This window comes from Variovorax sp. GW821-FHT09D07, from assembly GCF_059416345.1.
Genome location: NZ_JBWKOY010000002.1, coordinates 109,877 through 133,430, shown reverse-complemented (window position 1 = coordinate 133,430; position 23,554 = coordinate 109,877). Strand labels below are relative to the sequence as shown.

Genomic DNA, 23,554 nt, shown 5'->3' with positions numbered 1-23,554 from the left:
CCCGGCCGCTATTCCCTATCGCGGGACCCGCACGGGCCCCGGCGGGCTCAGAACAGCACGCGGCTGCGGATCGTCCCGCCCACCTTCGCCAGCTTTTCCAGCGCCAGGTCGGACGAGGCGGCGTCGATGTCCATCACGACGTAGCCGATCTTCTCGTTGGTCTGCAGGAACTGGGACGAGATGTTGATGTTGTTGTCCGAGAAGATCTTGTTGATCTCGGACAGCACGCCCGGCACGTTGCGGTGGATGTGCAGCAGGCGGTGCTTGCCCGGGTGCGCCGGCAGCGCCACCTCGGGGAAGTTGACCGACGAGGTCGAGGTGCCGTTGTCGCTGTACTTGACCAGCTTCTCGGCCACCTCGAGCCCGATGTTGGCCTGCGCCTCCATGGTCGAGCCGCCGATGTGCGGCGTGAGAATCACGTTGTCCAGCCCGCGCAGCGGCGACTGGAACTCGTCCTTGTTGGTGCGCGGCTCGACCGGGAACACGTCGATGGCGGCGCCCAGCAGCTTCTTGCTCTTCAGGGCCTCGGCCAGCGGCTCGATCTCGACCACGGTGCCGCGCGAGGCGTTCAGCAAAATGGCGCCCGGCTTCATGGCGGCGATCTCGGCCGCGCCGATCATCCATTGCGTGGCCTGGGTCTCGGGCACGTGCAGGGTCACGATGTCGCTCTGGCCCAGCAGCTGGTGCAGCTCTCGCACCTGGCGGGCGTTGCCCAGCGGCAGCTTGGTGACCACGTCGTAGAAGGCCACGTGCATGCCCAGCGCCTCGGCCAGCACCGAGAGCTGCGCGCCGATGGAGCCGTAGCCCACGATGCCCAGCGTCTTGCCGCGGATCTCGAAGGCGTTCTCGGCCGACTTGAGCCAGCCGCCGCGGTGCGCCACGGCGCTTTTCTCGGGCACGCCGCGCAGCAGCAGGATGGCTTCGGCCAGCACCAGCTCGGCCACCGAGCGGGTGTTGGAATACGGCGCGTTGAACACGGCCACGCCGTGTTCGCGGGCGGCTTCGAGGTCGACCTGGTTGGTGCCGATGCAGAAGCACCCGGCGGCCACCAGCTTGTGCGCGGCGGCGAACACCTCGGCCGTCAGCTGGGTGCGCGAGCGGATGCCCACGAAGTGCACGTCGGCGATCTTGGCCTTGAGTTCGGCGTCGGGCAGCGCACCCGGCAGCGACTCGATGTTGGTGTAGCCGGCGGCGCGCAGCACCTCCACGGCCGAGGGGTGGATGCCTTCGAGCAAAAGGAACTTGATCCTGCTTTTGTCGAGGGAGGTTTTGCTGCTCATGACGTACTCAAGGAAGCCCCGGCCATGGCGACAAGCTAGGCCAAAAAAGGGAGGGCGATGCTAGCATGGTGCAGCGCAGCATGAGGCCCGCAACCCGCACCGGGCTTGACGCCAAAGGGGTTTCCCCGATTGGAGGAACCCTTCGGTCCGTGCCCCAATGTGACGCGGCTGTGTCACGCACATGCCCTAGCATTCGCGCTTTCCATTTTTTCCCTTCAGGAGTCTTCATGCGATTCAAGACGCTCGCGTTGGCATCGGCGCTGGCCGCCACGCTGTTCAATGCAGCCCAGGCCCAGACCGAGATCCAGTGGTGGCATTCCATGACCGCCGTCAACAACGAGTGGGTCAACGACCTGGCCAAGCAGTTCAACGAGAGCCAGAAGGAATACAAGATCGTGCCGACCTTCAAGGGCACGTACGACGAATCGATGACGGCCTCCATCGCGGCCTTCCGCTCGGGCAACGCACCGCACATCCTGCAGGTGTTCGAAGTGGGCACCGCCACCATGATGGCCAGCAAGGGCGCCGTCATTCCGGTCGGCCAGGTCATGAAGGACGCGGGCGAGAAGTTCGACCCGGCCGCCTACATCCCCGCCGTGGCCGGTTACTACACCGCCCCCAACGGCCAGATGCTGAGCTTCCCGTTCAACAGCTCGACCACCATCTTCTATTTCAACAAGGACGCCTTCAAGGCGGCCGGCCTGCCCACCGACAAGGCCCCCGCCACCTGGCCCGAAGTGGTCGCCGCCGCCGCCAAGCTCAAGGCCAGCGGCCACAAGTGCCCGTTCACCACGGCCTGGCAGAACTGGACGCAGGTCGAGAGCTTCTCGGCCTGGCACAACGTGGAGTTCGCCAGCAAGGCCAACGGCCTGCAGGGCCTGGACGCGCGCCTGAAGGTGAATTCGCCGCTGCACCAGCGCCACATCGAGAACCTGGCCAGCATGTCCAAGCAGGGCCTGTTCATCTACAAGGGCCGCGGCAACGTGCCTGAAGCCTCGTTCGTGTCGGGCGAGTGCGCCATGATCAACACCTCGTCGGGCTTCTACGGCAACGTGGCCAAGAACGCCAAGTTCGCCTACGGCCTGGCACCCCTGCCCTACTACCCGGACGTGCCGGGCGCACCGCAGAACACCGTGATCGGTGGCGCCAGCCTGTGGGTCATGTCGGGCAAGAAGGCCGCCGAGTACAAGGGCGTGGCCAAGTTCTTCAGCTTCATCTCGACGCCTGAAGTGCAGTCCGCCAGCCACAAGCGCACCGGCTACCTGCCGGTGACCACCGCCTCGTACAAGCTCACCGAAGAATCGGGCTTCTACAAGCAGAACCCCGGCACCGACGTGGCCGTGACGCAGATGATCCGCAAGGTCACCGACAAGAGCCGCGGCATCCGCCTGGGCAACTACGTGCAGATCCGCGCCATCGAGGACGAAGAGCTCGAACAGGTCTGGGGCGGCAAGAAGACCGCCAAGGAAGCCCTCGACGCCATCGTGACCCGCGGCAACGAGCAGCTCGAACGCTTCCAAAAGGCGAACAAAAGCTAACGATTGAAGATCCGGGCTCCGTGTCCGGCTAATATCGCCCGCCCCCGCACGCCCTTCTTCCAGGGTGCGCCGGGCGGGATTTTTTATGTAGGGGCTTCATGGAAAAACGCGTTTTCTTTCGCTCGGGCTGGTTGCCCTGGCTGCTGCTGACACCGCAGATGGCGGTGATCCTCGTGTTTTTCTTCTGGCCGGCCGGCCAGGCGCTGTTGCAGTCGCTGCAGCAGCAGGACGCGTTCGGCACGTCGGTCGAGTTCGTCGGGTTCGACAACTTCCGCCACCTGTTCGACGACCCGGCCTATGCCGAGTCGTTCAAGACCACCGCGCTGTTCTCGGTGCTGGTGGCCGGCATCGGCATCAGCCTGTCGCTGATGCTGGCCGTGTTCGCCGACCGCATCGTGCGCGGCGGCATGTTCTACAAGACCATGCTGATCCTGCCGTACGCCGTGGCGCCCGCCGTGGCGGCCGTGCTGTGGGTCTTCATGTTCTCGCCCTCCCTGGGCGTGGTGGCCTATGCCCTGGGCAAGATCGGCATCAACTGGAACCACCTGCTCGACTCGGGCCACGCCATGACGCTGATCGTGATGGCCTCGGTGTGGAAGCAGATCTCGTACAACTTCCTGTTCTTCCTGGCCGGCCTGCAGTCCATTCCGAAGTCGCTGATCGAGGCCGCGGCCATCGACGGCGCGCGCCCGTGGCGCCGCTTCTGGACCGTGCAGTTCCCGCTGCTGTCGCCCACCACCTTCTTCCTGCTGGTGATCAACGTGGTCTACGCCTTCTTCGACACCTTCGCGATCGTCGATGCGGCCACGCAGGGCGGCCCGGGCAAGGACACGACCATCCTGGTCTACAAGGTCTACCACGACGGCTTCAAGGGCCTGGACCTGGGCGGCTCGGCCGCGCAGTCGGTGGTGCTGATGGTGATCGTGGTGGCGCTGACCGTCATCCAGTTCCGCTACGTCGAGAAGAAAGTGCAGTACTGATGAAGCAACAAGAACAAATCGAATCCGGCGGAGCGCAGCATGGTTGAAAAACGCGGCACGCAGGGCATCCTGGCCCACGTCATCATGATCCTGGGCGTGTTCATCGTCGCCTTCCCGCTCTACCTGGCGTTCGTGGCGTCCACGCACACGGCGCAGGAGATCGTGCAGGCGCCGATGCCCCTGACACCCGGCTCGAACATCGTCGACAGCTACAAGGGCGCGCTGTTCGGGCGCGAGAGCAGCGCAGGCTCCAACGCCCCGGTGGCGCACATGATGTGGGTGAGCTTCGTGACGGCCATGGTCATCGCCATCGGCAAGATCACCATCTCGCTGCTGTCGGCCTTCGCCATCGTGTACTTCCGCTTCCCGTTCAAGAAGATCTGCTTCTGGGCCATTTTCGTGACGCTGATGCTGCCGGTGGAGGTGCGCATCCTGCCCACCTACAAGGTGCTGTCCGACCTGAACATGCTGAACACCTACGCGGGCCTGACGGTGCCGCTGATCGCGTCGGCCACGGCCACCTTCCTGTTCCGCCAGTTCTTCCTCACGGTGCCCGACGAGCTCACCGAAGCGTCGCGCATGGATGGCGCGAGCCCCATGCGCTTCTTCTTCGACGTGCTGCTGCCGCTGTCCAAGACCTCGATCGCGGCGCTGTTCGTGATCCAGTTCATCTACGGCTGGAACCAGTACCTGTGGCCGCTGCTGGCGACCACGAGCGAAGACATGTACCCCGTGGTGGTCGGCATCAAGCGGATGATTGCCGGCGGCGACGGACAGAACGAATGGAACGTCGTGATGGCCACCGCCATCCTGGCGATGCTGCCGCCCGCGCTGGTGGTGATCCTGATGCAAAAGTGGTTCGTCAAGGGCCTTGTAGATACCGAGAAATAGGCTCGCCCCCAGGCTTCGCGCACTTCGTGTCGCTTCGCCAACCCCCTACCGGGGGCACCACCAGCGGCCCGGCAAAGCCGGTTCCGCGGTGGTTCTGGAAATAACAGTGCCTCGAGATAGAGGTCGAAATCGAGAAGAACATGGCTGCACTTTCCCTACGCAACGTCATCAAGCGCTACGGCCACGGGCCGAAAGCCAACCAGGTCATCCACGGCGTGAGCGCCGAGATCGCCGACCATGAATTCATCGTCATCGTCGGCCCCTCGGGCTGCGGCAAATCGACGCTGCTGCGCATGGTCGCGGGCCTGGAGGAAATCTCCGCCGGCGAAATCTGCATCGGCGGCAAGGTGGTGAACCAGCTCGAACCCTCCGAACGCGACATCGCCATGGTGTTCCAGAACTACGCGCTGTACCCGCACATGAGCGTGTTCGCGAACATGGCCTACGGCCTGAAGATCGCCAAGGTGCCGACGGCCGAGATCAAGGTGCGCGTCGACAAGGCCGCCAAGATCCTCGAGCTGGGCCACCTGCTCGAGCGCAAGCCGCGCGAACTCTCGGGCGGCCAGCGCCAGCGCGTGGCCATGGGCCGCGCCATCGTGCGCCAGCCGCAGGTGTTCCTGTTCGACGAGCCGCTGTCGAACCTGGACGCCAAGCTGCGTGCCCAGACCCGTCTCGAGATCCAGAAGCTGCACCGCGAGCTGGGCATCACCTCGCTGTTCGTCACGCACGACCAGGTCGAGGCCATGACGCTGGCGCAGCGCATCATCGTGATGAACGGCGGCGTGATGGACCAGTTCGCCACGCCCGAAGAGGTGTACTCCAGGCCCGCCACCACCTTCGTGGCGAGCTTCATCGGCTCGCCGCCGATGAACCTGCTCAAGCACGCACCGGGCGTGCGCCCGGGCCAGATCCTGGGCATCCGCCCCGAGCACATGAAGCTCGACGAAAGCGGCTGGACCGTGCAGGTCGAGCAGGTCGAACTGCTGGGCGCCGAGCGCCTGGTGTATGGCCGCATCGGCGAGGAGCAGATCATCATGCGCACCGACGAAGGCGACCACCCGCCGGTGGCCGGCGACACGGTGAAGATCGCGGCGCGCGAAGACAAGCTGCACTGGTTCGACGCCGGCTCCGGCAAGCGCGCCGACTGAGCGATGGCCGAACGCAGCCCCTGGCCCTACCCCCGCTGGGTCGCGCACCGCGGCGCCGGCAAGCTGGCGCCCGAGAACACGCTCGCGGCCTTCCGCTTCGGCGCCTCGCACGGCTACCGCATGTTCGAGTGCGACGCCAAGCTCAGCGCCGACGGCGTGGTGTTCCTGATGCACGACGCCACGCTGGAGCGCACCACCAACGGCCACGGCATCGGCGGCCAGCAGACGTGGAGCGCGCTGTCGCAGCTCGACGCGGGCGGCTGGCATTCGCGCGCCTTCGCGGGCGAGCCGCTGCCCACGCTGGAGAACCTGGCGCGCTTCTGCCGCGCCAACGAGCTGCTGCTGAACATCGAGATCAAGCCCACGCCCGGCACCGAACGCGAGACCGGCGAGGTGGTGGCGCGCGAAGCCGCGCGCCTGTGGCAGGGTGCGGCCGTGCCGCCGCTGCTCACCTCGTTCCAGGTCGATGCGCTGAAGGGCGCACAGGCCGTGGCGCCCGAACTGCCGCGCGGCCTGCTGCTCGACACGCTATGGAACGGCTGGCTCGACACCGCATCGAGCCTGGGTTGCCAGGCCATCGTCTGCAACCACGCGCTGTGGGACGCCACCACCGTGGCGCAGGTGCATGGCGCGGGCCTGCGCTCGCTGAGCTACACGGTGAACGACGACTGGGCCGCGCAGCGGCTCATCGACCTGGGTACCGACGGCATCATCACCGACCGGGTGGACCTGTTCAGCCCCGCGGGCTGACGCTGCATTTCTTACCCGTTCTTACGTCATGGCGGCTTCTATGATGCGGCCATGAATCGGACCTCTCGCCTGGCGGGCCTGTGCCTTCCCGCCCTCCTGGCTCTGTGGGCCCTGCTGACGTGCGGCGGCGCCTTCGCGCAGCCGGACGCCAGCATGAACGCAGGCAACGGCAACCCCAACAACAGCGCCAACACCGCGGCGGCCGCCACCCCGCCCCCCACCATCGCCGAACTGCGCGCGCAGTTCGCCCGCATCGCGCCTTCGGGCAAGGGCAACGCCAGTGTCGTTCCGGGCGCCGAAGACGACGCACGCAAGCAGCTCGCGCAGATCAACGAGATCGGCGTGCAGGCCGACAAGTTCGTCGCCGCCCGCACCGGCGAACTGGCCGACCTGAACGCGCGCCTCGGCGAACTCGGCAACCCGCCCGCCGCCGGCGCCACCGAAGACCCCAACATCACGCGCCAGCGCGCGCAGCTGACCAAGGAGCGCAACGCGCTCGACGCGGACATCCGCCTGGCCAAGCTGCTGGCGATCGACGTGCGCCAGCGCGGCACCGACGTGGTGTCGCAGCGGCGCCAGCAGTTCGAGGCCGAACTCACCAGCCGCGCCGCCTCGCCGCTCAGCGGCGAGTTCTGGGACGACCTGCGCGAGGCCTGGCCCGACGACTTCGAACGGCTGCAGGCGATCGGGGCGGCGCTCGGCGATGGCTTCGATCAGGCGCTGCAGCCCGAAAGCCGCACGCCGGTGATCGCCTCGTTCATCGGCGCGCTGCTGCTCGCCTGGCTCGGCGTCTGGGCCGCCGAGCGCGGGCTGGCGCGCCTGGCCACGCGCGTGCTGCCGGCCGGGCGGCTGCGCCGCTCGCTGCTGGTGATCGCCATCGTCGCCACGCACGTGCTGCTGGTCGCCGTGGCCGCGCACGGCGTCGTCGAAGTGCTCAAGGCCCACGCGATGTGGGACGCGCAGGCGCGCAAGGCGCTGCAATCGGCGGCGCAGACGCTGACCTTCATGGCCTTCATCATCGGCCTGGGGCGCGGGCTGCTGGCCACGGGGCGACCGTCGTGGCGCCTGCCGGCGATTCCCGACCTCACGGCGCAGCGCCTGTCGGCGCTGCCGTGGCTGGTGGCGCTGGTGGCCGCGCTGGCGTGGACGCCGGCCGAGATCAACGCGCTCATCGACGCCAGCTTTGCCGCCGTGGTCACGACGCACGTGGCGACGGCGCTGCTGCTCACCGCGCTGGTGGGCACTGTCGTGTACCGCCTGAAGGCGCTGCGCGCCGACGCGCCCGACGCCGGCCTGCCGGAACGGCCGATGTGGGTCGGGGTGCTGGTGGCGCTGATCGTGGTGCTGGTGATCGCGATCTGGGTGCTGGTGGCCTTCGGCTACGTGGCGCTGGCAAGCTTCCTGGCCTCGCAGCTCACCTGGAGCGGCATCGTCGCGGCGGCCTTTTACGTGCTGTTCAAGTTCGCCGACGACCTGTTCATGGCCGTGGTGTCCTCGCGCAGCGCCTCCGGCCAGCGGCTGCAGAAGAGCTTCGGCTTGGCGCCGCAGACGCTCGACCAGGCGGCCACGGTGCTCTCGGGCCTGAGCCGCGTGGCGCTGTTCTTCTACATGCTGGTGGCGCTGGCCGCGCCGCTGGGCACGGGCCCGGGCGAGGTGTTCCAGCGCGGCGGCAAGCTCGGCACCGGCGTGAAGGTGGGCGAATTCCAGCTGGTGCCGGGCGCGATCCTCAGCGCCGTGGCGGTGGCGGTGATCGGCTTCATCGTGCTGCGGGTGTTCAAGCGCTGGCTCTCGCGCAGCTACCTGCCGAGCACGCAGTTCGAGCCCGGCATGCAGAGTTCGATCACCACGCTGCTGGGCTACGTGGGCGGCATCCTGGTGGTGGCGTTCTCGCTGTCGGCGCTGGGCATCGGCATCGAGCGCATCGCGTGGGTGGCGAGCGCGCTGTCGGTGGGCATCGGCTTCGGCCTGCAGGCCATCGTGCAGAACTTCATCTCGGGGCTGATCCTGCTGGCTGAGCAGCCGGTGAAGGTGGGCGACTGGGTGGTGCTGGGCACCACCGAGGGCGACGTGCGGCGCATCAACGTGCGCGCCACCGAGATCCAGCTGGGCGACCGCTCGACGCTGATCGTGCCGAACTCGGAGTTCATCACCAAGACCGTGCGCAACATGACGCTGGCCAACGCCGAGGGCCGCGTGCTGATCCGCCTGCCGATGCCTCTGACCACCGACGCGCAGCGCGTGCGCGAGCTGATCCTCGAGGCCTGCCGCGCGCACGAGGGCGTGCTGGAAACACCGGCGCCCTCGCTCACGCTCGAAGGCATCGAGAACGGGCTGCTGATCTTCCAGGCCATCGCTTACGTGCCGAGCCCTCGGCTGGCGGGCGGCGTGCGCAGCGACCTGCTGTTCACGATCCTCGACGCGCTCAAGCAGGCCGACCTGCCGCTGGCCACGCCCACGACGCTGGTGATGGCGGCGCCCGCGCCGGTGCTGTCCGCCGAGCCGTCGCCGGCACCGGCCACGCCGGCATCTCCGCTGCCGGGCACCACCAGCACCTGAAGCGCCCGCTGCCCTATTCGAGCGGCAGCGCCCCGGTGCACTTGATCTCGTTCAGGCACACGCTGGAGCGCACCGCCGACACGCCCGGCATGTGCATCAGCGTGTGCATGAGGAACTGCGACAGCGCCTCCAGGTCGCGCGCGACCACCTTGAGCACGTAGTCGAAGTCGCCCGTCACCGAGTAGCACTCCAGGATCTGCCGCATGTCGGCGATCAGGTCCTGGAACTTGGGCAGCTCGTCGACGTGGCCGCGCGCCATCGTGACGTGGATGAAGGCGATCACGCCCAGCCCGATGTGGCGCGCGTTGAGCCGCGCGGCGTAGCCGCTGATCAGCCCCAGTTCCTCGAGCCGCCGGTGGCGCCGCAGGCACTGCGCGGGCGACAACTGGGCCACCTCGGCCAGGTCCAGGTTGGACGCGCGGCCGTGCGCCTGGAGGTGGTCCAGAATCCGCCGATCGGTCCGGTCGAGTTCGATGATCTGCAATTTCGTCTCCCCATACGCATCAATGATGCAATTATGTTTCCTAAAGCGGGGAAAGCCCGAGGCATTCATGCACCTTAATTGTGCAAAGTACGATCTAGACTTCGACGCGCCCGGACGGCGTTGCGCCACGCCGGGCCGCTGAATTGCGCGCCCTGGTGCTTTGCCGGTGCCTTGCCGGCGGCTTCGAACGCACCCACCCCTTTCCCCACCCGGAGACCCTTACGTGAAAAACGCTTTGCTTCGCACCCCCTTCAGCGCCGTGGCCCTGGCCCTCGGCGTGCTCGCCGCCGCACCGGCCCTGGCCGCCGACAAATCGGTCGCCGTGACCGCCATCGTCGAGCACCCGGCGCTGGACGCCGTGCGCGACGGCGTGAAGGAAGAGCTGAAGGCCGCCGGCTACGAAGCGGGCAAGAACCTCAAGTTCACCTACCAGAGCGCCCAGGGCAACGTGGGCACCGCCGCCCAGATCGCCCGCAAGTACGTGGGCGATGCGCCCGACGTGATCGTCGCCATCGCCACGCCGTCGGCGCAGGCGACCGTGGCCGCCACCAAGACCATTCCCGTCGTGTACTCGGCCATCACCGACCCGGTGGCCGCCAAGCTGGTGAAGAACTGGGAGCCCTCGGGCACCAACGTGACGGGCGTGTCCGACCTGTCGCCGCTCGAAAAGCACATCGACCTGATCAAGAAGGTCGTGCCCACGGCCAAGCGCGTCGGCGTGATCTACAGCCCCGGCGAAGCCAACTCGGTGGCCATCGTCGAGTCGCTCAAGAAGGCCGCCTCGGCCGCCGGCATGACGGTGGTCGAAGCCGCCGCCGCGCGCACGGTCGACGTGCCCACCGCCGCCCAGAGCCTGGTCGGCAAGGCCGACGTGATCTACACGCCCACCGACAACAACGTGGTCTCGGCCTTCGAGGGCATCGTGAAGGTGGCCCAGCAGGCCAAGCTGCCCGTGGTGGCCGCCGACACCGCCACCGTCGAGCGCGGCGCCGTGGCCGCACTGGGCCTGAACTACACCGACATCGGCCGCCAGACCGGCAAGATCGTGGTGCGCATCCTCAAGGGCGAGAAGCCCGGCACCATCGCCTCGCAGACCAGCACCAACTTCGAGCTGGTGGTGAACCCCGGCGCGGCCAAGCTGCAGGGCGTGACCCTGTCGGACGCGCTGCTGAAGTCGGCGAAGGTCGTCAGCACCAAGTAAACGCCGCCCCGGCGGGCCTTCCGCTCCCGGCGCAGGCCGGGTGCCGGGGCCCGCCGACTGCGCTCCCGCCGGAAGCCCCCATGTCCCTCATTGCTTCGCTGGGCGCCATCGAGATCGGTCTGATTTTCGGACTGGTCGCGCTGGGCGTCTTCATGTCGTTTCGCATCATCAACTTTCCCGACCTCACGGTGGACGGCAGCTTTCCGCTGGGCGCCGCCGTGGCCGCGACGCTGATCGTCGCGGGCTGGAACCCCGCCGCCGCCACGGCCGTGGCCTGCGTGGCCGGTGCCGCCTCGGGCTGGCTCACGGCCTGGCTCAACGTCAAGCTGAAGATCATGCAGCTGCTCGCGAGCATCCTGGTGATGATCGCGCTGTACTCCATCAACCTGCGCGTGATGGGCAAGCCCAACGTGGCGCTCATCACCGAACCCACGGTGTTCAGCATGGTCAGCTTCGGCGGCATGCCCGAGCAGTGGGCCAAGCCGCTGCTGCTGCTGATCATCGTGATCGCCGCGAAGATCGTCGTCGACCTGTTCTTTGCCTCCGAAGCGGGCCTGGCGATGCGCGCCACCGGCGGCAACGCGCGCATGGCGCGGGCCCAGGGCATCTCGACCGACTTCCAGACCATGGCGGGCCTGGCGCTGTCCAATGCGCTGGTGGCGCTGGCCGGTGCGCTGTTCGCGCAGAGCCAGGGCACGGCCGACATCTCGATGGGCGTGGGCACGATCGTGATCGGCCTGGCCGCCGTGATCATCGGCGAGACCCTGCTGCCCGCGCGCAGCATGGTCATCACCACGCTGGCCTGCGTGCTGGGCGCGCTGCTGTACCGCTTCTTCATCGCGATGGCGCTGAACACCGACTTCATGGGCCTGCAGGCGCAGGACCTGAACCTGGTCACCGCCGTGCTGGTGGCGTTCGCGCTGCTGGTGCCCGCCTACAAGCGCAAGCTGGGCGGACTCTTCAAGGGGAAGAACTGATGCTGCGCGCCCAACAACTCGAAATCACCTTCAACCCGGGCACGCCGATCGAGAACCGCGTGCTGCGCGGCCTGAGCCTGGACATTCCGACCGGCCAGTTCGTCACCGTGATCGGCTCCAACGGCGCGGGCAAGTCGACGTTCCTCAATGCGATCAGCGGCGACCTGATGGTCGACAAGGGCCGCATCGACATCGACGGCAAGGACGTGACGCGCCTGAACGCCTGGCAGCGCTCGGGCATGGTGGCCCGCGTGTTCCAGGACCCGATGGCCGGCACCTGCGAGGCGTTGACCATCGAGGAGAACATGGCGTTGGCGTGGAAGCGCGGCGAGCGCAGGGGCTTCGGCTTCTCGCTCAACCGCAACCTGCGCGAGCTGTTCCGCGAAAAACTGTCGATCCTGAAGCTGGGCCTGGAAAACCGCCTGGCCGACCGCATCGGCCTGCTCTCGGGCGGCCAGCGCCAGGCCGTGAGCCTGCTGATGGCCTCGCTGCGGCCCTCGCGCATCCTGCTGCTCGACGAGCACACGGCCGCGCTCGACCCGAAGACCGCCGCCTTCGTGCTGGAGCTGACGGCCAAGATCGTCGAAGGCAGCCAGCTCACCGCGATGATGGTCACGCACAGCATGCGCCAGGCGCTGGACTACGGCACGCGCACCGTGATGCTGCACGAAGGCCAGGTGATCCTCGACGTGGCCGGCGACCAGCGCGCGGGCCTGGACGTGCCCGACCTGCTGCGCATGTTCGAGCAGACGCGCGGCGAGAAGCTGGACGACGACAAGCTGCTGCTGGCCTGATGGACGCGGTGCCTTCCCTTCTCCTCGTGCGCGACATGCGCGCGGACGACCTCGAAGCCGTGCTGGCGATCCAGCTCGCCTGCTACGGCGCGGGGTTCGTGGAGGACGGCGTGCTCATCGCGCGGCGGCTGGCGGCCTCGCCGCACACCGGCTGGGTGGCCGAGCACGGCGGTGCCGTGCGGGCCTACCTGGCGGCGTACCCCTCGCAGCGCGGCAAGCTCACACCGTTGCACGGCGACTTCGAGGTGGCGCCCGACGCCGACGCGCTGTACCTGCACGACCTGGCCGTGCACCCTGAGGCCTCGGGGCTGGGCCTGGGGCCGCGCCTCGTGCGCCATGCCTGGGCGCACGCGCTGCGCGCGGGCTGGCAGCATTCGACGCTGGTGTCGGTGCAGGCTTCGGTCGGGTTCTGGGAGCGCCAGGGTTATGCGGCCACGCTGCCGGCCGATGACCTGCAGCAGGCCCGGCTGGCGACCTACCCCGGGCACTCGGTCTACATGGCCCGCCGGCTGGACTGAGGCCGGCTCAGCGGCCCCAGCCGCGCATCGCAAGCCACTGCACGGTGCCGCAGACCACCGCCAGTGCGGCATAGGTGGCCATCGAGCCGTCGCGTCCCGTGAGGATCAGGCCGGCCAGCGAGGTCAGCAGGCCGGCCCCGAAGGTGATCGCCCATTGCTTCCACCAGCGCGGAATGCCGGTGCGCGGACCGCCAAGAAAGCGCCCGACCGCCACCAGCACCAAGGCGATGAAGGCCGCCGGTGCCGCAAAATTAAGCAGGTGATTGACGAGGTCCAGCAGGTCCATGAGGGGCTGTGAGTGAGCGCAAGGCCATGTGGCGGCGCATATGGCTGTCATAGGGAAAGCCATTTGCCCCTCGGCAAACCTCGCCCGGCTGCTGATTTTATAATCATGGACATGTCAGTCTGGGCTCTCGGCTTGAACCACACGACCGCGCCGCTCGATCTGCGCGGTCGTTTCGCGTTCGCGCTCGACCAGATCGCCCCGACGCTGCACAGCCTGCGCAGTTCTTTTGGCAGCAGCAGCCACCCGCAGGTCGAGGCCGCGATCATCTCGACCTGCAACCGCACCGAGATTTACTGCGCCTCCGAGCACATCGCGCTCGACCACACCTTCGGCTGGCTGGCCCAGAGCGGCGGCGTGGCCCCCGCCCTGCTGCGCTCGCACGCCTACACCCTGCACGACGACGAAGCCGCGCGCCATGCCTTCCGCGTGGCCAGCGGGCTCGACTCCATGGTGCTCGGCGAGGCTCAGATCCTCGGCCAGATGAAAGACGCCGTGCGCGCGGCCGAAACCGCCGGCGCGCTCGGCAGCACGCTCAACCAGCTGTTCCAGCGCTCGTTCGCGGTCGCGAAAGAAGTGCGCACCGCCACCGAGATCGGCGCCCATTCGATCAGCATGGCCGCCGCCGCCGTGCGCCTGGCCGGCCAGCTGTTCGAAGACCTGCGCAAGACCCGCGTGCTGTTCGTCGGCGCGGGCGAAATGATCGACCTCGCGGCCACGCACTTCGCGGCCAAGGAGCCCAAGGCCATCGCCATCGCCAACCGCACGCTGGAGCGCGGCGAAAAGCTCGCTTCGCGCTTCGGCGGCGAAGCCATGCGGCTGGCCGACCTGCCGGCCCGGCTGGCCGAGTTCGACATCGTCATCAGCTGCACCGCCAGCACGCTGCCGATCATCGGCCTGGGCGCCGTGGAGCGCGCGCTCAAGGCGCGCAAGCACCGCCCGATGTTCATGGTCGACCTGGCCGTGCCGCGCGACATCGAACCCGAGGTGAAGGCCCTCGAAGACATCTACCTGTACACCGTGGACGACCTCGCCCAGGTCGTGCAGCAGGGCCAGGCCAACCGCCAGGCCGCCGTGGCGCAGGCCGAGGTCATCATCGACGCCGGCGTGCAGAGCTTCATGCACTGGCTGGGCCAGCGCGGCACCGTGCCGCTGATCCAGCAGCTCAACGCGCAGGCCGACGAATGGCGTGCCGCCGAGATGGCCCGTGCGCGCAAGCTGCTCGCCAAGGGCGAATCGATTGATGTCGTGCTCGAAGCCATGTCGCGCGGCCTCACGCAGAAGATGATGCACGGCGCCATGGCCGAGCTGCACGCGGGCGATGCCGCCTCGCGCGAACAGACGGCGCAGACGCTGTCGCGCCTGTTCCTGCGCAAAGAGCGTTAGCGACGACGCGCGTCGATGGCTCGCCCGCCGCGCGGGCCGCGCTTTTCATGCGCCCTGCCGCTGCACTGCGGCGTTCCTCTCCCCCTTTTTCGAGCCCCTTCCGTCGTGAAATCCTTTCTGCGCCACCAACTCGAACGCTACGCCCAACGCCTGGGCGAGCTCGACTTCCTGCTCTCGCGCGAAGACATCATGAGCGACATGGCGCAGTACCGCACCATCTCGCGCGAGCACGCCGAGGTCACGCAGATCGCCGGCCGCTACGAGCGCTTCAAGCAGCGCGAGGCCGACATCGCGGGCGCGAAGGAAATGCTCGACGACCCCGACATGGCCGAGATGGCCAGGGAAGAAATCGCCGGCGCCGAGGCCGAGTTGGTGCAGCTCGAAGACGAGCTGCAGCGCCTGCTGCTGCCCAAAGACCCCGACGATGCGCGCAACGCCTTCATGGAAATCCGCGCCGGCACGGGCGGCGACGAATCGGCGCTGTTCGCGGGCGACCTGCTGCGCATGTACACGCGCTACTGCGAGCGCGCCGGCTGGCGCTGCGAGGTGGTGAGCGAAAGCGAGAGCGAGCTCGGGGGCTACAAGGAAGTGGTGATCCGCATCGTCGGCGACGACGTGTTCGGCCACCTGCGCTTCGAATCGGGCGGCCACCGCGTGCAGCGCGTGCCGGCCACCGAGACGCAAGGCCGCATCCACACCAGCGCCTGCACGGTCGCCGTGCTGGCCGAGCCCGACGAGACCGTGGCGGTGCAGATCAACCCGGCCGACCTGCGCATCGACACCTACCGCGCCAGCGGCGCCGGCGGCCAGCACATCAACAAGACCGATTCGGCCGTGCGCATCACGCACATCCCGACCGGCATCGTGGCCGAGTGCCAGGACGACCGCAGCCAACACCGCAACAAGGCCAAGGCGCTGCAGGTGCTGTCGGCGCGCATCCAGGAGAAGGAACGCAGCGAGCGCGCCGCCAAGGACGCCGCCATGCGCAAGGGCCTGATCGGCAGCGGCGACCGCTCGGACCGCATCCGCACCTACAACTTCCCGCAGGGCCGGCTCACCGACCACCGCATCAACCTCACGCTCTACAAGCTGCTGGCCATCATGGAAGGCGACCTGGGCGACGTGCTCGAGGCGCTGCGGGCCGCGCGCGAGGCCGAGCAGCTGGCCGAACTCGAATCGAGCCTGCCCGCGTGATGACCGACACCACCGCACCGTCCACCGTAGCGCAGGCGCTGGCCGCGGCCGTGGCCCTGGGCATCGATCGCCTGGACGCCCAGCTGCTGCTGCTGCATGCGCTGGGCCGCCCCGTGGACGACCGCGCCTGGCTGCTCGCGCACGACACCGACCCGTTTCCCGGCGAAGCCTGGCCCGCGTTCGCGCGCCAGCTGTCGCGCCGCACGGCGGGCGAGCCGGTCGCCTACCTGCTGGGCGAGAAGGAATTCCACGGCCTGCAGCTGCAGGTCGATGCCCGCGTGCTGGTGCCGCGCCCCGACACCGAAACGCTGGTCGAGTGGGCCCTGGCCTGCCTCGATGGCCGCACGGCCCCACGCGTGCTCGACCTCGGCACGGGCAGCGGCGCGATCGCGCTGGCGCTGCAGCATGCGCGCCCCGATGCGCAGGTCGACGCGGTCGACGCCAGCGCCGATGCGCTCGCGGTCGCCCGGGCCAATGCGCAGCGCCTGGGCCTGCCCGTGCGCTTCACCGAATCGAGCTGGCTCGACGGCGCCGCCGACGGCTACGCGGTCATCGCCAGCAACCCGCCGTACATCGCCGCCGGCGACCCACACCTGCCCGCGCTGCGCCACGAGCCGACCCGCGCGCTGGTCGCGGGCGCCGACGGCCTGGACGACATCCGTCAGATCGTGCGCGACGCGCCCGCCCACCTGGCCGAAGGCGGCTGGCTGCTGCTGGAGCACGGCCACGACCAGGCCGAGGCCGTGCGCCAGTTGCTGGCCACCCGCGGCTTTGCCGAGGTGCAAAGCCGTGACGACCTCGCCGGCATCGCGCGCTGCTCCGGCGGCATCTGGCGCACGGTGAAATAATCCCCCCAGCCCACTTTTCTTCAGGAGTCCCCATGTCCGACGCTCAACAACGCATCGACGACCTCGTCAAGTCCAACGAACTCGTGCTCTTCATGAAGGGCAACGCCAGCTTCCCGATGTGCGGTTTCTCGGGCCGCGCCATCCAGATCCTCAAGGCCGTGGGCGTCGACACCAAGACGCTCAAGACCGTCAACGTGCTCGAAGACGACGGCATTCGCCAGGGCATCAAGGAATACAGCAACTGGCCCACCATCCCCCAGCTCTACGTGAAGGGCGAATTCGTGGGCGGCTCGGACATCATGATGGAGATGTACGAGTCGGGCGAGCTGCAGCAGGTGATCGGCGGCGGCGCGTCCGCCTGAGCTTTCCGCTCCCCGTTTGACGGGTGCCGCGCCCCGCGCGCACCCGAACCCGGTGCCAGTCATGGCACCATGGCGGTCTACGACGTGCCGCCATGACCCTCACCCAAAGCCTGCTCATCATCGCGCTGCTGATCGCGATGAGCGCCTTCTTCTCCCTCGCCGAAATCTGCCTGGCCGCCTCGCGCCGCCTGCGTCTACGCCAGATGGCCGACGAGGGCGACCCGCGCGCTGAAAAGGTGCTGCGCGTGCAGGAACAGCCGGGCCATTACTTCACCGTGGTGCAGATCGGCCTGAACGCCGTGGCCATCCTCGGCGGCGTGGTGGGCGAAGGCTCGCTGAGCCCCTATTTCGCCCGCTTCTTCGAGAACTGGCTCAGCGTGGAGGTGGCGGCCAACATCGCCTTCCTGTGCTCGTTCGTGATCGTGATCGCGGTGTTCCTGGTGTTCGCCGACCTGTTCCCCAAGCGCCTGGGCATGAGCGCGCCCGAACGGCTCGCGGTGCGCATCGTCGGGCCGATGCTGCTGCTGATCACCGCCTTCAAGCCGCTGGTGTGGTTCTTCACGCGCGCGACCGACCTGCTGTTCAAGGTGCTGGGCATGCCGATGGCGCGCGACGACAAGATCACCTCGGCCGACATCCTGGCCATGACCGAAGCCGGCGCGCAGGCCGGCGTGCTGGCGGCGCGCGAGCAGCAGGTGATCGCCAACGTGTTCGAGCTGGACACGCGCCTCGTCAGCAGCGTGATGACGGCGCGCGAGAGCATCGCCTGGTTCCTGCACGACGACCCCGAGTCGGTGCTGCGCGCGCGCATCGTGGCCGAGCCCTATTCCGCCTACCCGGTGTGCGACGGCGACATCGACCACGTGCTGGGCTACGTGGACGCCAAGGACATGTTCCAGCGCGTGCTCAGCGGCCAGCCGCTGGCCTTCGACCAGGGCCTGACGCTGCACAAGGCGCTGGTGATTCCCGACCGGCTCTCGCTCACCGAGGTGCTCGAGCAGTTCCAGCAGGCGCACGAAGACTTCGCGATCATCGTCAACGAGTACAGCCTGGTGGTGGGCGTGATCACGCTCAACGACGTGATGAGCACGGTGATGGGCGACCTGGTGTCGACCTCGACGCCCGAGGAAGAGCAGATCGTGAAGCGCGACGAAAACTCCTGGCTGATCGACGGCATCACGCCCATCCAGGACGTGCAGCGCGCGCTGCACATCGACGAGTTGCCGCACGCCGAGGAATACGAGACGCTGGCGGGCTTCCTGATGGTGATGCTGCGCCGCGTGCCCAAGCGCACGGACAGCGTGACCTGGGGCGGCTACACCTTCGAGGTGATGGACGTCGACAGCTACCGCATCGACCAGGTGATGGTCACCAAGGGCTCGGCGACCGCCAAGGCCGTGGTCGCCGACTGAGCAACCGCGGCTGCCTTCAGGCCGCCGAGCGGTCCCGGTCGACGTACGCCCACAGCCGCTGGTTCGCGAACACCGCGTTCGGGTACGGCGCGCGGCCCCGGCTGCCGTTGTAGCGGCCCAGCGTCATGAACAGGTCGCCCTTCTCGCGGTCGAGGTAGTGGCGCAGGATCACGCAGCCGAAACGCAGGTTGGTCTGCATGTGGAACAGCTTGGCCGAGTCGCTGTCGCCGATCACGCGGGTCCAGAAGGGCATCACCTGCATGTAGCCGCGCGCGCCCGCACTCGACACGGCGAACTTGCGGAAGTTGCTCTCGACCTGGATCAGCCCGAGCACCAGGCTCACGTCGAGCCCCGAGCGCTTGGCCTCGTACCAGACGGTCTGCAGGAACTCGATGCGCGTGGCCGGGTCGGCGACCTTCTTGCGCAGGCGCTCGCTCATCTCGCCGAGCCACCGCAGGTACGCGAGGCGGGCCTCGGTGTCGGCGAACTGCGGCACCGGCGGCGCCTTGTTGTGGATGGCCGAACTCAGCGCGGTGCGCACCGAGTCGATCAGCGGCTCTTCGATCTGCGCACCGGCCCAGGCCGTTTGCGGCAGCGACAGAACCGTCAGGGCGCCTGCCGCAGCGCTGCCCACACCTAACAGGCAGCTGCGTCGCGAAAGGCCCCCTGCCACGCTCATGCCGCGAGCTTGCCGGCGATGAAGTCGGCGATGCCGGCGGCGGGCACCTTGGTGGCGGCGGTGTCGCGCCGGCCCTGGTACTCGAGCTGGCCTTCCTTGAGGCCGCGGTCGGAGATGACCACGCGGTGCGGCACGCCGATCAGCTCCCAGTCGGCGAACATCGCGCCCGGGCGCTCGCCGCGGTCGTCGAGCAGCACGTCGACGCCCTTGGCCAGCAGTTCTTCGTAGAGCGCTTCGGCCGCGACCTTGACCTCGGGGCTGCGGTCCATGCCGATCGGGCAGACCACCACCGTGAACGGTGCCAGCGCGTCGGGCCAGATGATGCCGCGCTCGTCGTGGTTCTGTTCGATGGCGGCGGCCGGCAGGCGTGTGATGCCGATGCCGTAGCAGCCCATCTCGAGGAACTGCGGCTTGCCGCCTTCGTCGAGGTAGGTGGCGTTCATGTCCTTGCTGTACTTGGTGCCGAGCACGAAGACGTGGCCCACCTCGATGCCGCGCTCGATGGCCAGCACGCCCTTGCCGTCGGGCGAGGCGTCGCCCGCGACCACGTTGCGCAGGTCGGCCACCAGGTCGGGCTCGGGCAGGTCGCGGCCCCAGTTGACGCCGGTCATGTGAAAGTCGATCTCGTTGGCGCCGGTGATCCAGTCGGCCAGCACGGCGGCTTCGCGGTCGGCGACGAGCTTGACGGGCTTCTTGAGGTTCAGCGGGCCGAGGTAGCCCGGCTTGCAGCCGAAGTGCTCGTCGATCTCGGCGGTGGTGGCGAAGCGGAAGCCCTTGTCCAGGCCAGGCAGCTTGCTGACCTTGATCTCGTTCATGTCGTGGTCGCCGCGCAGCAGCAGCAGCCAGATCTGCGCGCCCTTGATGTTGCCGGCGTCGTCGAGGATGTCGGTGGCCAGCACCAGCGACTTGACCGTGGTGGCCAACGGCACGCCGAGCAGCTCGGCCACGTCGGCGCAAGTGCTCTTGCCGGGCGTGGGCGTCTTCTCGAGCGCGTTGGCGGCGGCGGGACGCGGACCGGCCGGGGCCAGCGCCTCGGCCTTTTCCATGTTGGCGGCGTAGGTGCTGTCGGGGCAGTAGACGATGGCGTCTTCGCCGGTGGCGGCGATCACCTGGAACTCTTCGCTCAGGTCGCCGCCGATGGCGCCGCTGTCGGCCGCCACGGCGCGGTAGCGCAGGCCGAAGCGGTCGAAGATGTTGCGGTAGGCCTGGGCCATCACCTGGTAGCTGGCCTTGGCCGCGTCGAGGTCGCGGTCGAAGCTGTAGGCGTCCTTCATGATGAACTCGCGCCCGCGCATCAGGCCGAAGCGCGGACGGCGCTCGTCGCGGAACTTGGTCTGGATCTGGTAGAAATTCTTCGGCAGCTGCTTGTAGCTGCGGATTTCCTGGCGCGCGATGTCGGTCACCACCTCTTCGCTGGTCGGCTGGATCACGAAGTCGCGGTCGTGGCGATCCTTGATGCGCAAGAGCTCGGGGCCCATCTTCTCGAAGCGCCCGGTCTCCTGCCAGAACTCGGCCGGCTGCACCACGGGCATCGTGAGCTCGACGGCGCCGGCGCGGTTCATTTCCTCGCGCACGATGGCTTCGACCTTGCGGATCACGCGCAGGCCCATGGGCATGTACGTGTAGATGCCCGTGCCGAGCTTCTTGATCATGCCGGCCCGCATCATGAGGCGGTGGCTCGCGACCTCGGCGTCAGCGGGCGCTTCCTTCAGGGTGGAGACAAAGAATCGGGAAGCTTTCATCGGGATCGCGCAGGTGGGTTCGAAGTGAGGAGGGAGACAGGCACCCCGGAGAGACCCTGAGAGCCCGGAACCGGTCGCTTGCCGAGTGCAACCCGGCATGCATAATCGACTCAGTTCAAAAATTGGGGTTTGATTATGCTCGACCGGGACGGCTTCAGGCCCAACGTCGGCATCATCCTGCTCAACCAGAGAAACCAGGTTTTCTGGGGCAAGCGCATACGCACGCATTCCTGGCAGTTTCCGCAAGGCGGCATCGACCGTGGCGAAAGTCCCGAGCAAGCCATGTTCCGGGAACTGCACGAGGAAGTCGGGCTCCACCCGGAGCATGTGCGCATCGTGGCCCGTACCCGCGACTGGTTGCGCTACGAGGTGCCGGATCGGTTCATCCGCCGTGACGCACGGGGCCACTACAAAGGCCAGAAGCAGATCTGGTATCTGCTGCAACTTGTCGGCCACGACTGGGATCTCAACCTGCGTGCCACCGACCATCCCGAATTCGACGCCTGGCGCTGGCATGACTACTGGGTCCCGCTCGACGTGGTCGTCGAGTTCAAGCGCGGCGTCTACGAGATGGCGCTTACCGAGCTTGCTCGCTACCTGCCCCGGCAGGATTTCCGCAACCGCTTCCTGCGCAGCAACGTGCGCGCCCGAGAATTCGAGCGCCACACGCTGGACCATGGAGCGCCCGCGGGCCTCGATCTGCCGCCCGGCGGCAGCTTCGACCCGCATCCCGACATTCCTTCTGCGAGCGATGAACCTCCTCCCAAGAACAGCGCGCCTTCTTCTTTCCCGACGCCACGCTGAGCGTGCGCTCGTCATCGCCTGCGTCAGCCTGCTGGCCGCCTGCGCCTCCCGCGGCTACGACACCGACAACCCCGACTGGGCCCAGGCCGGCATGCCACCGGCGCCCAAGAGCACCGAGCAGGACAAGGAGTGGGAAGAAACTGCGGTGCCGCCGCCGCCCGCCTTCAGCGAAAGCCGTCTGCTGCCGATCGCGATGCCGCCCTACATGACGCTGAAGTTCGGCGTTGATCCGAACACCATCGCCATCACGAAGGACGGCATCGTGCGCTACGTGGTGGTGGCGCAGAACCGGGCCGGTGGCGCCGTCAATGCGTTCTACGAAGGCGTGCGCTGCTCGACGGCGGAGATGAAGAGCTATGCCCGTTACAACAACGGCGCCTGGCAGGAAACGAAGTCGCCCGAGTGGAAGCGCGTGAGGGACATGAACTCCAGCTACGTGCCGGCGCTGGCGTCGCAGGGCCTGTGCCGGGGCAACGCGCCGCGCAGCTCGGTCAACGAGATGGTGCAGAACATCCGCAATCCGCTGCGCGAACTGCCGTGAACCGGCGGCGGGGCATGGCGCCCCGCCTTGGCGATCAACCGGGCATCAGCACCATGTTGTCGCGGTGCACCATCTCCGGCTCGGCCGCGTAACCCAGCAGCCGCTCGAACTCGGCGGAAGGCTTGCGGCACAGCAACCGGGCCTCCACGCTCGAATAGTTGGCCAGCCCACGGGCCAGTTCGACGCCGTCGACGTCGCGCACCGCGATCACGTCGCCGCGCGAGAACTCCCCCGACACGCCCGTCATGCCGATCGGCAACAGGCTCTTGCCTTCGCCGCGCACCTTCGCAGCCGCACCGGCATCGACGATGACGGCGCCACGCAGTTGCAGGTGATCGGCCATCCAGCGCTTGCGTGCCTGGTGCTTGGCGGTCTGCGCCACCAGCAGCGTGCCGATGGATTCGCCGCGCGTGAGCCGCAGCAGCGCGTCGGCTTCGCGGCCCCAGGCGATGACCGTGGAAGCACCGGAGCCCGCCGCGCGCTTGGCCGCGAGGATCTTGGTGATCATGCCGCCGCGCCCGATGCTCGAGCCGGCGCCGCCTGCCATGGCTTCGAGCGCCGGATCGCCTGCGGCAGCTTCGTGCACGAATTTCGCGTCGGGGTCCTTGCGCGGGTCGGCCGTGTACAGGCCCTTCTGGTCGGTCAGGATGATCAGCGCATCGGCCTCGACCAGGTTGGCGACCAGCGCGCCGAGCGTGTCGTTGTCGCCGAACTTGATCTCGTCGTTGACCACCGTGTCGTTCTCGTTGATCACCGGCACCACGCCCAGGCGCAGCAGCGTGACCAGGGTCGAGCGTGCATTGAGGTAGCGCTCGCGGTCCGCGAGGTCGGCATGCGTCAGCAGCACCTGCGCGCTGCCGATCTGGTTCTCGCGCAGCTTGGTCTCGTACATCTGGGCCAGGCCCATCTGCCCGACGGCCGCCGCAGCCTGAAGCTCGTGCACTTCGTGCGGACGGGTCTTCCAGCCCAGGCGCTTCATGCCCTCGGCGATCGCGCCGCTCGACACCATGACCACTTCGCGTCCGTCGCGCACCAGCTCGGCCAGTTGCCGGCACCACTCGCCGATGGCACCTTCGTCGAGGCCGCGCCCCTCGTTGGTCACGAGGCTGGAGCCCACCTTGACGACGATACGGCGGGCATCCCGCAAGGCAGTGGAACCGGAATTCGAGGTCATGAAGAAAGAAGG

The 23,554-nt window shown here is 67.9% G+C and carries 23 protein-coding genes; 17 read left to right on the top strand and 6 right to left on the bottom strand.

Annotated elements, in window-relative coordinates; all coding sequences use genetic code 11:
• Positions 1–47: 47 nt before the first annotated feature.
• Positions 48–1,280, bottom strand: a complete 1,233-nt coding sequence (gene serA, locus AC07OX_RS06845; protein ID WP_070063599.1) for a phosphoglycerate dehydrogenase — start codon at positions 1,278–1,280, stop codon at positions 48–50.
• A gap of 227 nt (positions 1,281–1,507) precedes the next feature.
• Here serA and ugpB point away from each other — a divergent pair, with 227 nt between their 5' ends.
• From ugpB to AC07OX_RS06815, 6 genes are all read left to right on the top strand, one after another.
• A complete protein-coding gene (gene ugpB, locus AC07OX_RS06840) occupies positions 1,508–2,818 on the top strand; it encodes a sn-glycerol-3-phosphate ABC transporter substrate-binding protein UgpB (RefSeq protein WP_159274955.1) in 1,311 nt (436 codons plus the stop codon).
• A gap of 98 nt (positions 2,819–2,916) precedes the next feature.
• Complete coding sequence (gene ugpA, locus AC07OX_RS06835; RefSeq protein WP_062474481.1) at positions 2,917–3,798, top strand: sn-glycerol-3-phosphate ABC transporter permease UgpA; 882 nt, start codon at positions 2,917–2,919, stop codon at positions 3,796–3,798.
• A gap of 39 nt (positions 3,799–3,837) precedes the next feature.
• Positions 3,838–4,689: a sn-glycerol-3-phosphate ABC transporter permease UgpE gene (gene ugpE, locus AC07OX_RS06830; protein WP_062474482.1), complete on the top strand. Its 852-nt coding sequence runs from the start codon at positions 3,838–3,840 to the stop codon at positions 4,687–4,689.
• A 140-nt stretch (positions 4,690–4,829) separates the two neighbouring features.
• On the top strand, positions 4,830–5,837 hold the full coding sequence (gene ugpC / locus AC07OX_RS06825; RefSeq protein WP_062474484.1) for a sn-glycerol-3-phosphate ABC transporter ATP-binding protein UgpC: 1,008 nt from the start codon (positions 4,830–4,832) through the stop codon (positions 5,835–5,837).
• Between the two features lie 3 nt (positions 5,838–5,840).
• Positions 5,841–6,587, top strand: a complete 747-nt coding sequence (ugpQ, locus tag AC07OX_RS06820) for a glycerophosphodiester phosphodiesterase (RefSeq protein ID WP_495260821.1) — start codon at positions 5,841–5,843, stop codon at positions 6,585–6,587.
• A gap of 51 nt (positions 6,588–6,638) precedes the next feature.
• On the top strand, positions 6,639–9,143 hold the full coding sequence (locus tag AC07OX_RS06815) for a DUF3772 domain-containing protein (RefSeq protein ID WP_495260822.1): 2,505 nt from the start codon (positions 6,639–6,641) through the stop codon (positions 9,141–9,143).
• A 13-nt stretch (positions 9,144–9,156) separates the two neighbouring features.
• Here the strand turns inward: AC07OX_RS06815 and AC07OX_RS06810 are convergent, their stop codons facing one another.
• Positions 9,157–9,627, bottom strand: coding sequence for an Lrp/AsnC family transcriptional regulator (locus AC07OX_RS06810; RefSeq protein ID WP_056578260.1), 471 nt, complete (start codon positions 9,625–9,627; stop codon positions 9,157–9,159).
• A 223-nt stretch (positions 9,628–9,850) separates the two neighbouring features.
• On the opposite strand from AC07OX_RS06810, the gene AC07OX_RS06805 reads away from it, so the two are divergent.
• From AC07OX_RS06805 to AC07OX_RS06790, 4 genes are all read left to right on the top strand, one after another.
• Entirely contained in the window at positions 9,851–10,828 is a 978-nt protein-coding gene (locus AC07OX_RS06805; RefSeq protein WP_172438392.1) for an ABC transporter substrate-binding protein, read from the top strand.
• A gap of 80 nt (positions 10,829–10,908) precedes the next feature.
• Positions 10,909–11,805, top strand: a complete 897-nt coding sequence (locus AC07OX_RS06800; protein WP_062474491.1) for an ABC transporter permease — start codon at positions 10,909–10,911, stop codon at positions 11,803–11,805.
• On the top strand, positions 11,805–12,599 hold the full coding sequence (locus AC07OX_RS06795; RefSeq protein WP_062474493.1) for an ABC transporter ATP-binding protein: 795 nt from the start codon (positions 11,805–11,807) through the stop codon (positions 12,597–12,599). Before AC07OX_RS06800 ends, AC07OX_RS06795 begins: the two co-directional genes overlap by 1 nt.
• Complete coding sequence (locus tag AC07OX_RS06790) at positions 12,599–13,117, top strand: GNAT family N-acetyltransferase (RefSeq protein ID WP_495260823.1); 519 nt, start codon at positions 12,599–12,601, stop codon at positions 13,115–13,117. Before AC07OX_RS06795 ends, AC07OX_RS06790 begins: the two co-directional genes overlap by 1 nt.
• A gap of 7 nt (positions 13,118–13,124) precedes the next feature.
• Here AC07OX_RS06790 and AC07OX_RS06785 read toward each other — a convergent pair whose 3' ends face one another.
• Positions 13,125–13,403, bottom strand: a complete 279-nt coding sequence (locus AC07OX_RS06785) for a hypothetical protein (protein ID WP_495260824.1) — start codon at positions 13,401–13,403, stop codon at positions 13,125–13,127.
• A 111-nt stretch (positions 13,404–13,514) separates the two neighbouring features.
• On the opposite strand from AC07OX_RS06785, the gene hemA reads away from it, so the two are divergent.
• From hemA to paeA, 5 genes are all read left to right on the top strand, one after another.
• Complete coding sequence (gene hemA / locus AC07OX_RS06780; RefSeq protein WP_487847834.1) at positions 13,515–14,786, top strand: glutamyl-tRNA reductase; 1,272 nt, start codon at positions 13,515–13,517, stop codon at positions 14,784–14,786.
• Positions 14,787–14,891: 105 nt separating this feature from the next.
• Positions 14,892–15,980 (top strand): peptide chain release factor 1, encoded by a 1,089-nt coding sequence (gene prfA / locus AC07OX_RS06775; RefSeq protein WP_492728664.1) that lies wholly within the window; start codon positions 14,892–14,894, stop codon positions 15,978–15,980.
• Positions 15,980–16,828, top strand: coding sequence for a peptide chain release factor N(5)-glutamine methyltransferase (gene prmC / locus AC07OX_RS06770; protein ID WP_495260825.1), 849 nt, complete (start codon positions 15,980–15,982; stop codon positions 16,826–16,828). Before prfA ends, prmC begins: the two co-directional genes overlap by 1 nt.
• A gap of 32 nt (positions 16,829–16,860) precedes the next feature.
• Positions 16,861–17,190 (top strand): Grx4 family monothiol glutaredoxin, encoded by a 330-nt coding sequence (gene grxD, locus AC07OX_RS06765; protein ID WP_062474501.1) that lies wholly within the window; start codon positions 16,861–16,863, stop codon positions 17,188–17,190.
• A gap of 92 nt (positions 17,191–17,282) precedes the next feature.
• Positions 17,283–18,602 (top strand): polyamine export protein PaeA, encoded by a 1,320-nt coding sequence (gene paeA, locus AC07OX_RS06760; protein ID WP_062474502.1) that lies wholly within the window; start codon positions 17,283–17,285, stop codon positions 18,600–18,602.
• A gap of 16 nt (positions 18,603–18,618) precedes the next feature.
• On the opposite strand, the gene AC07OX_RS06755 is transcribed toward paeA, so the two are convergent.
• Positions 18,619–19,281, bottom strand: coding sequence for a lytic transglycosylase domain-containing protein (locus AC07OX_RS06755; RefSeq protein ID WP_495260826.1), 663 nt, complete (start codon positions 19,279–19,281; stop codon positions 18,619–18,621).
• Positions 19,278–21,023, bottom strand: coding sequence for a proline--tRNA ligase (locus AC07OX_RS06750; RefSeq protein ID WP_495260827.1), 1,746 nt, complete (start codon positions 21,021–21,023; stop codon positions 19,278–19,280). Before AC07OX_RS06750 ends, AC07OX_RS06755 begins: the two co-directional genes overlap by 4 nt.
• A 135-nt stretch (positions 21,024–21,158) precedes the next feature.
• Here AC07OX_RS06750 and AC07OX_RS06745 point away from each other — a divergent pair, with 135 nt between their 5' ends.
• On the top strand, positions 21,159–21,827 hold the full coding sequence (locus tag AC07OX_RS06745) for an RNA pyrophosphohydrolase (RefSeq protein ID WP_062474507.1): 669 nt from the start codon (positions 21,159–21,161) through the stop codon (positions 21,825–21,827).
• On the top strand, positions 21,775–22,368 hold the full coding sequence (locus AC07OX_RS06740; protein WP_095949371.1) for a CNP1-like family protein: 594 nt from the start codon (positions 21,775–21,777) through the stop codon (positions 22,366–22,368). The genes AC07OX_RS06745 and AC07OX_RS06740 overlap by 53 nt, the downstream gene beginning before the upstream one ends.
• Before the next feature lie 34 nt (positions 22,369–22,402).
• Here the strand turns inward: AC07OX_RS06740 and proB are convergent, their stop codons facing one another.
• The gene (gene proB, locus AC07OX_RS06735) at positions 22,403–23,542 is read right to left on the bottom strand and encodes a glutamate 5-kinase (RefSeq protein ID WP_062474510.1); all 1,140 of its coding nucleotides are present in this window, start codon (positions 23,540–23,542) and stop codon (positions 22,403–22,405) included.
• Positions 23,543–23,554: the final 12 nt, after the last annotated feature.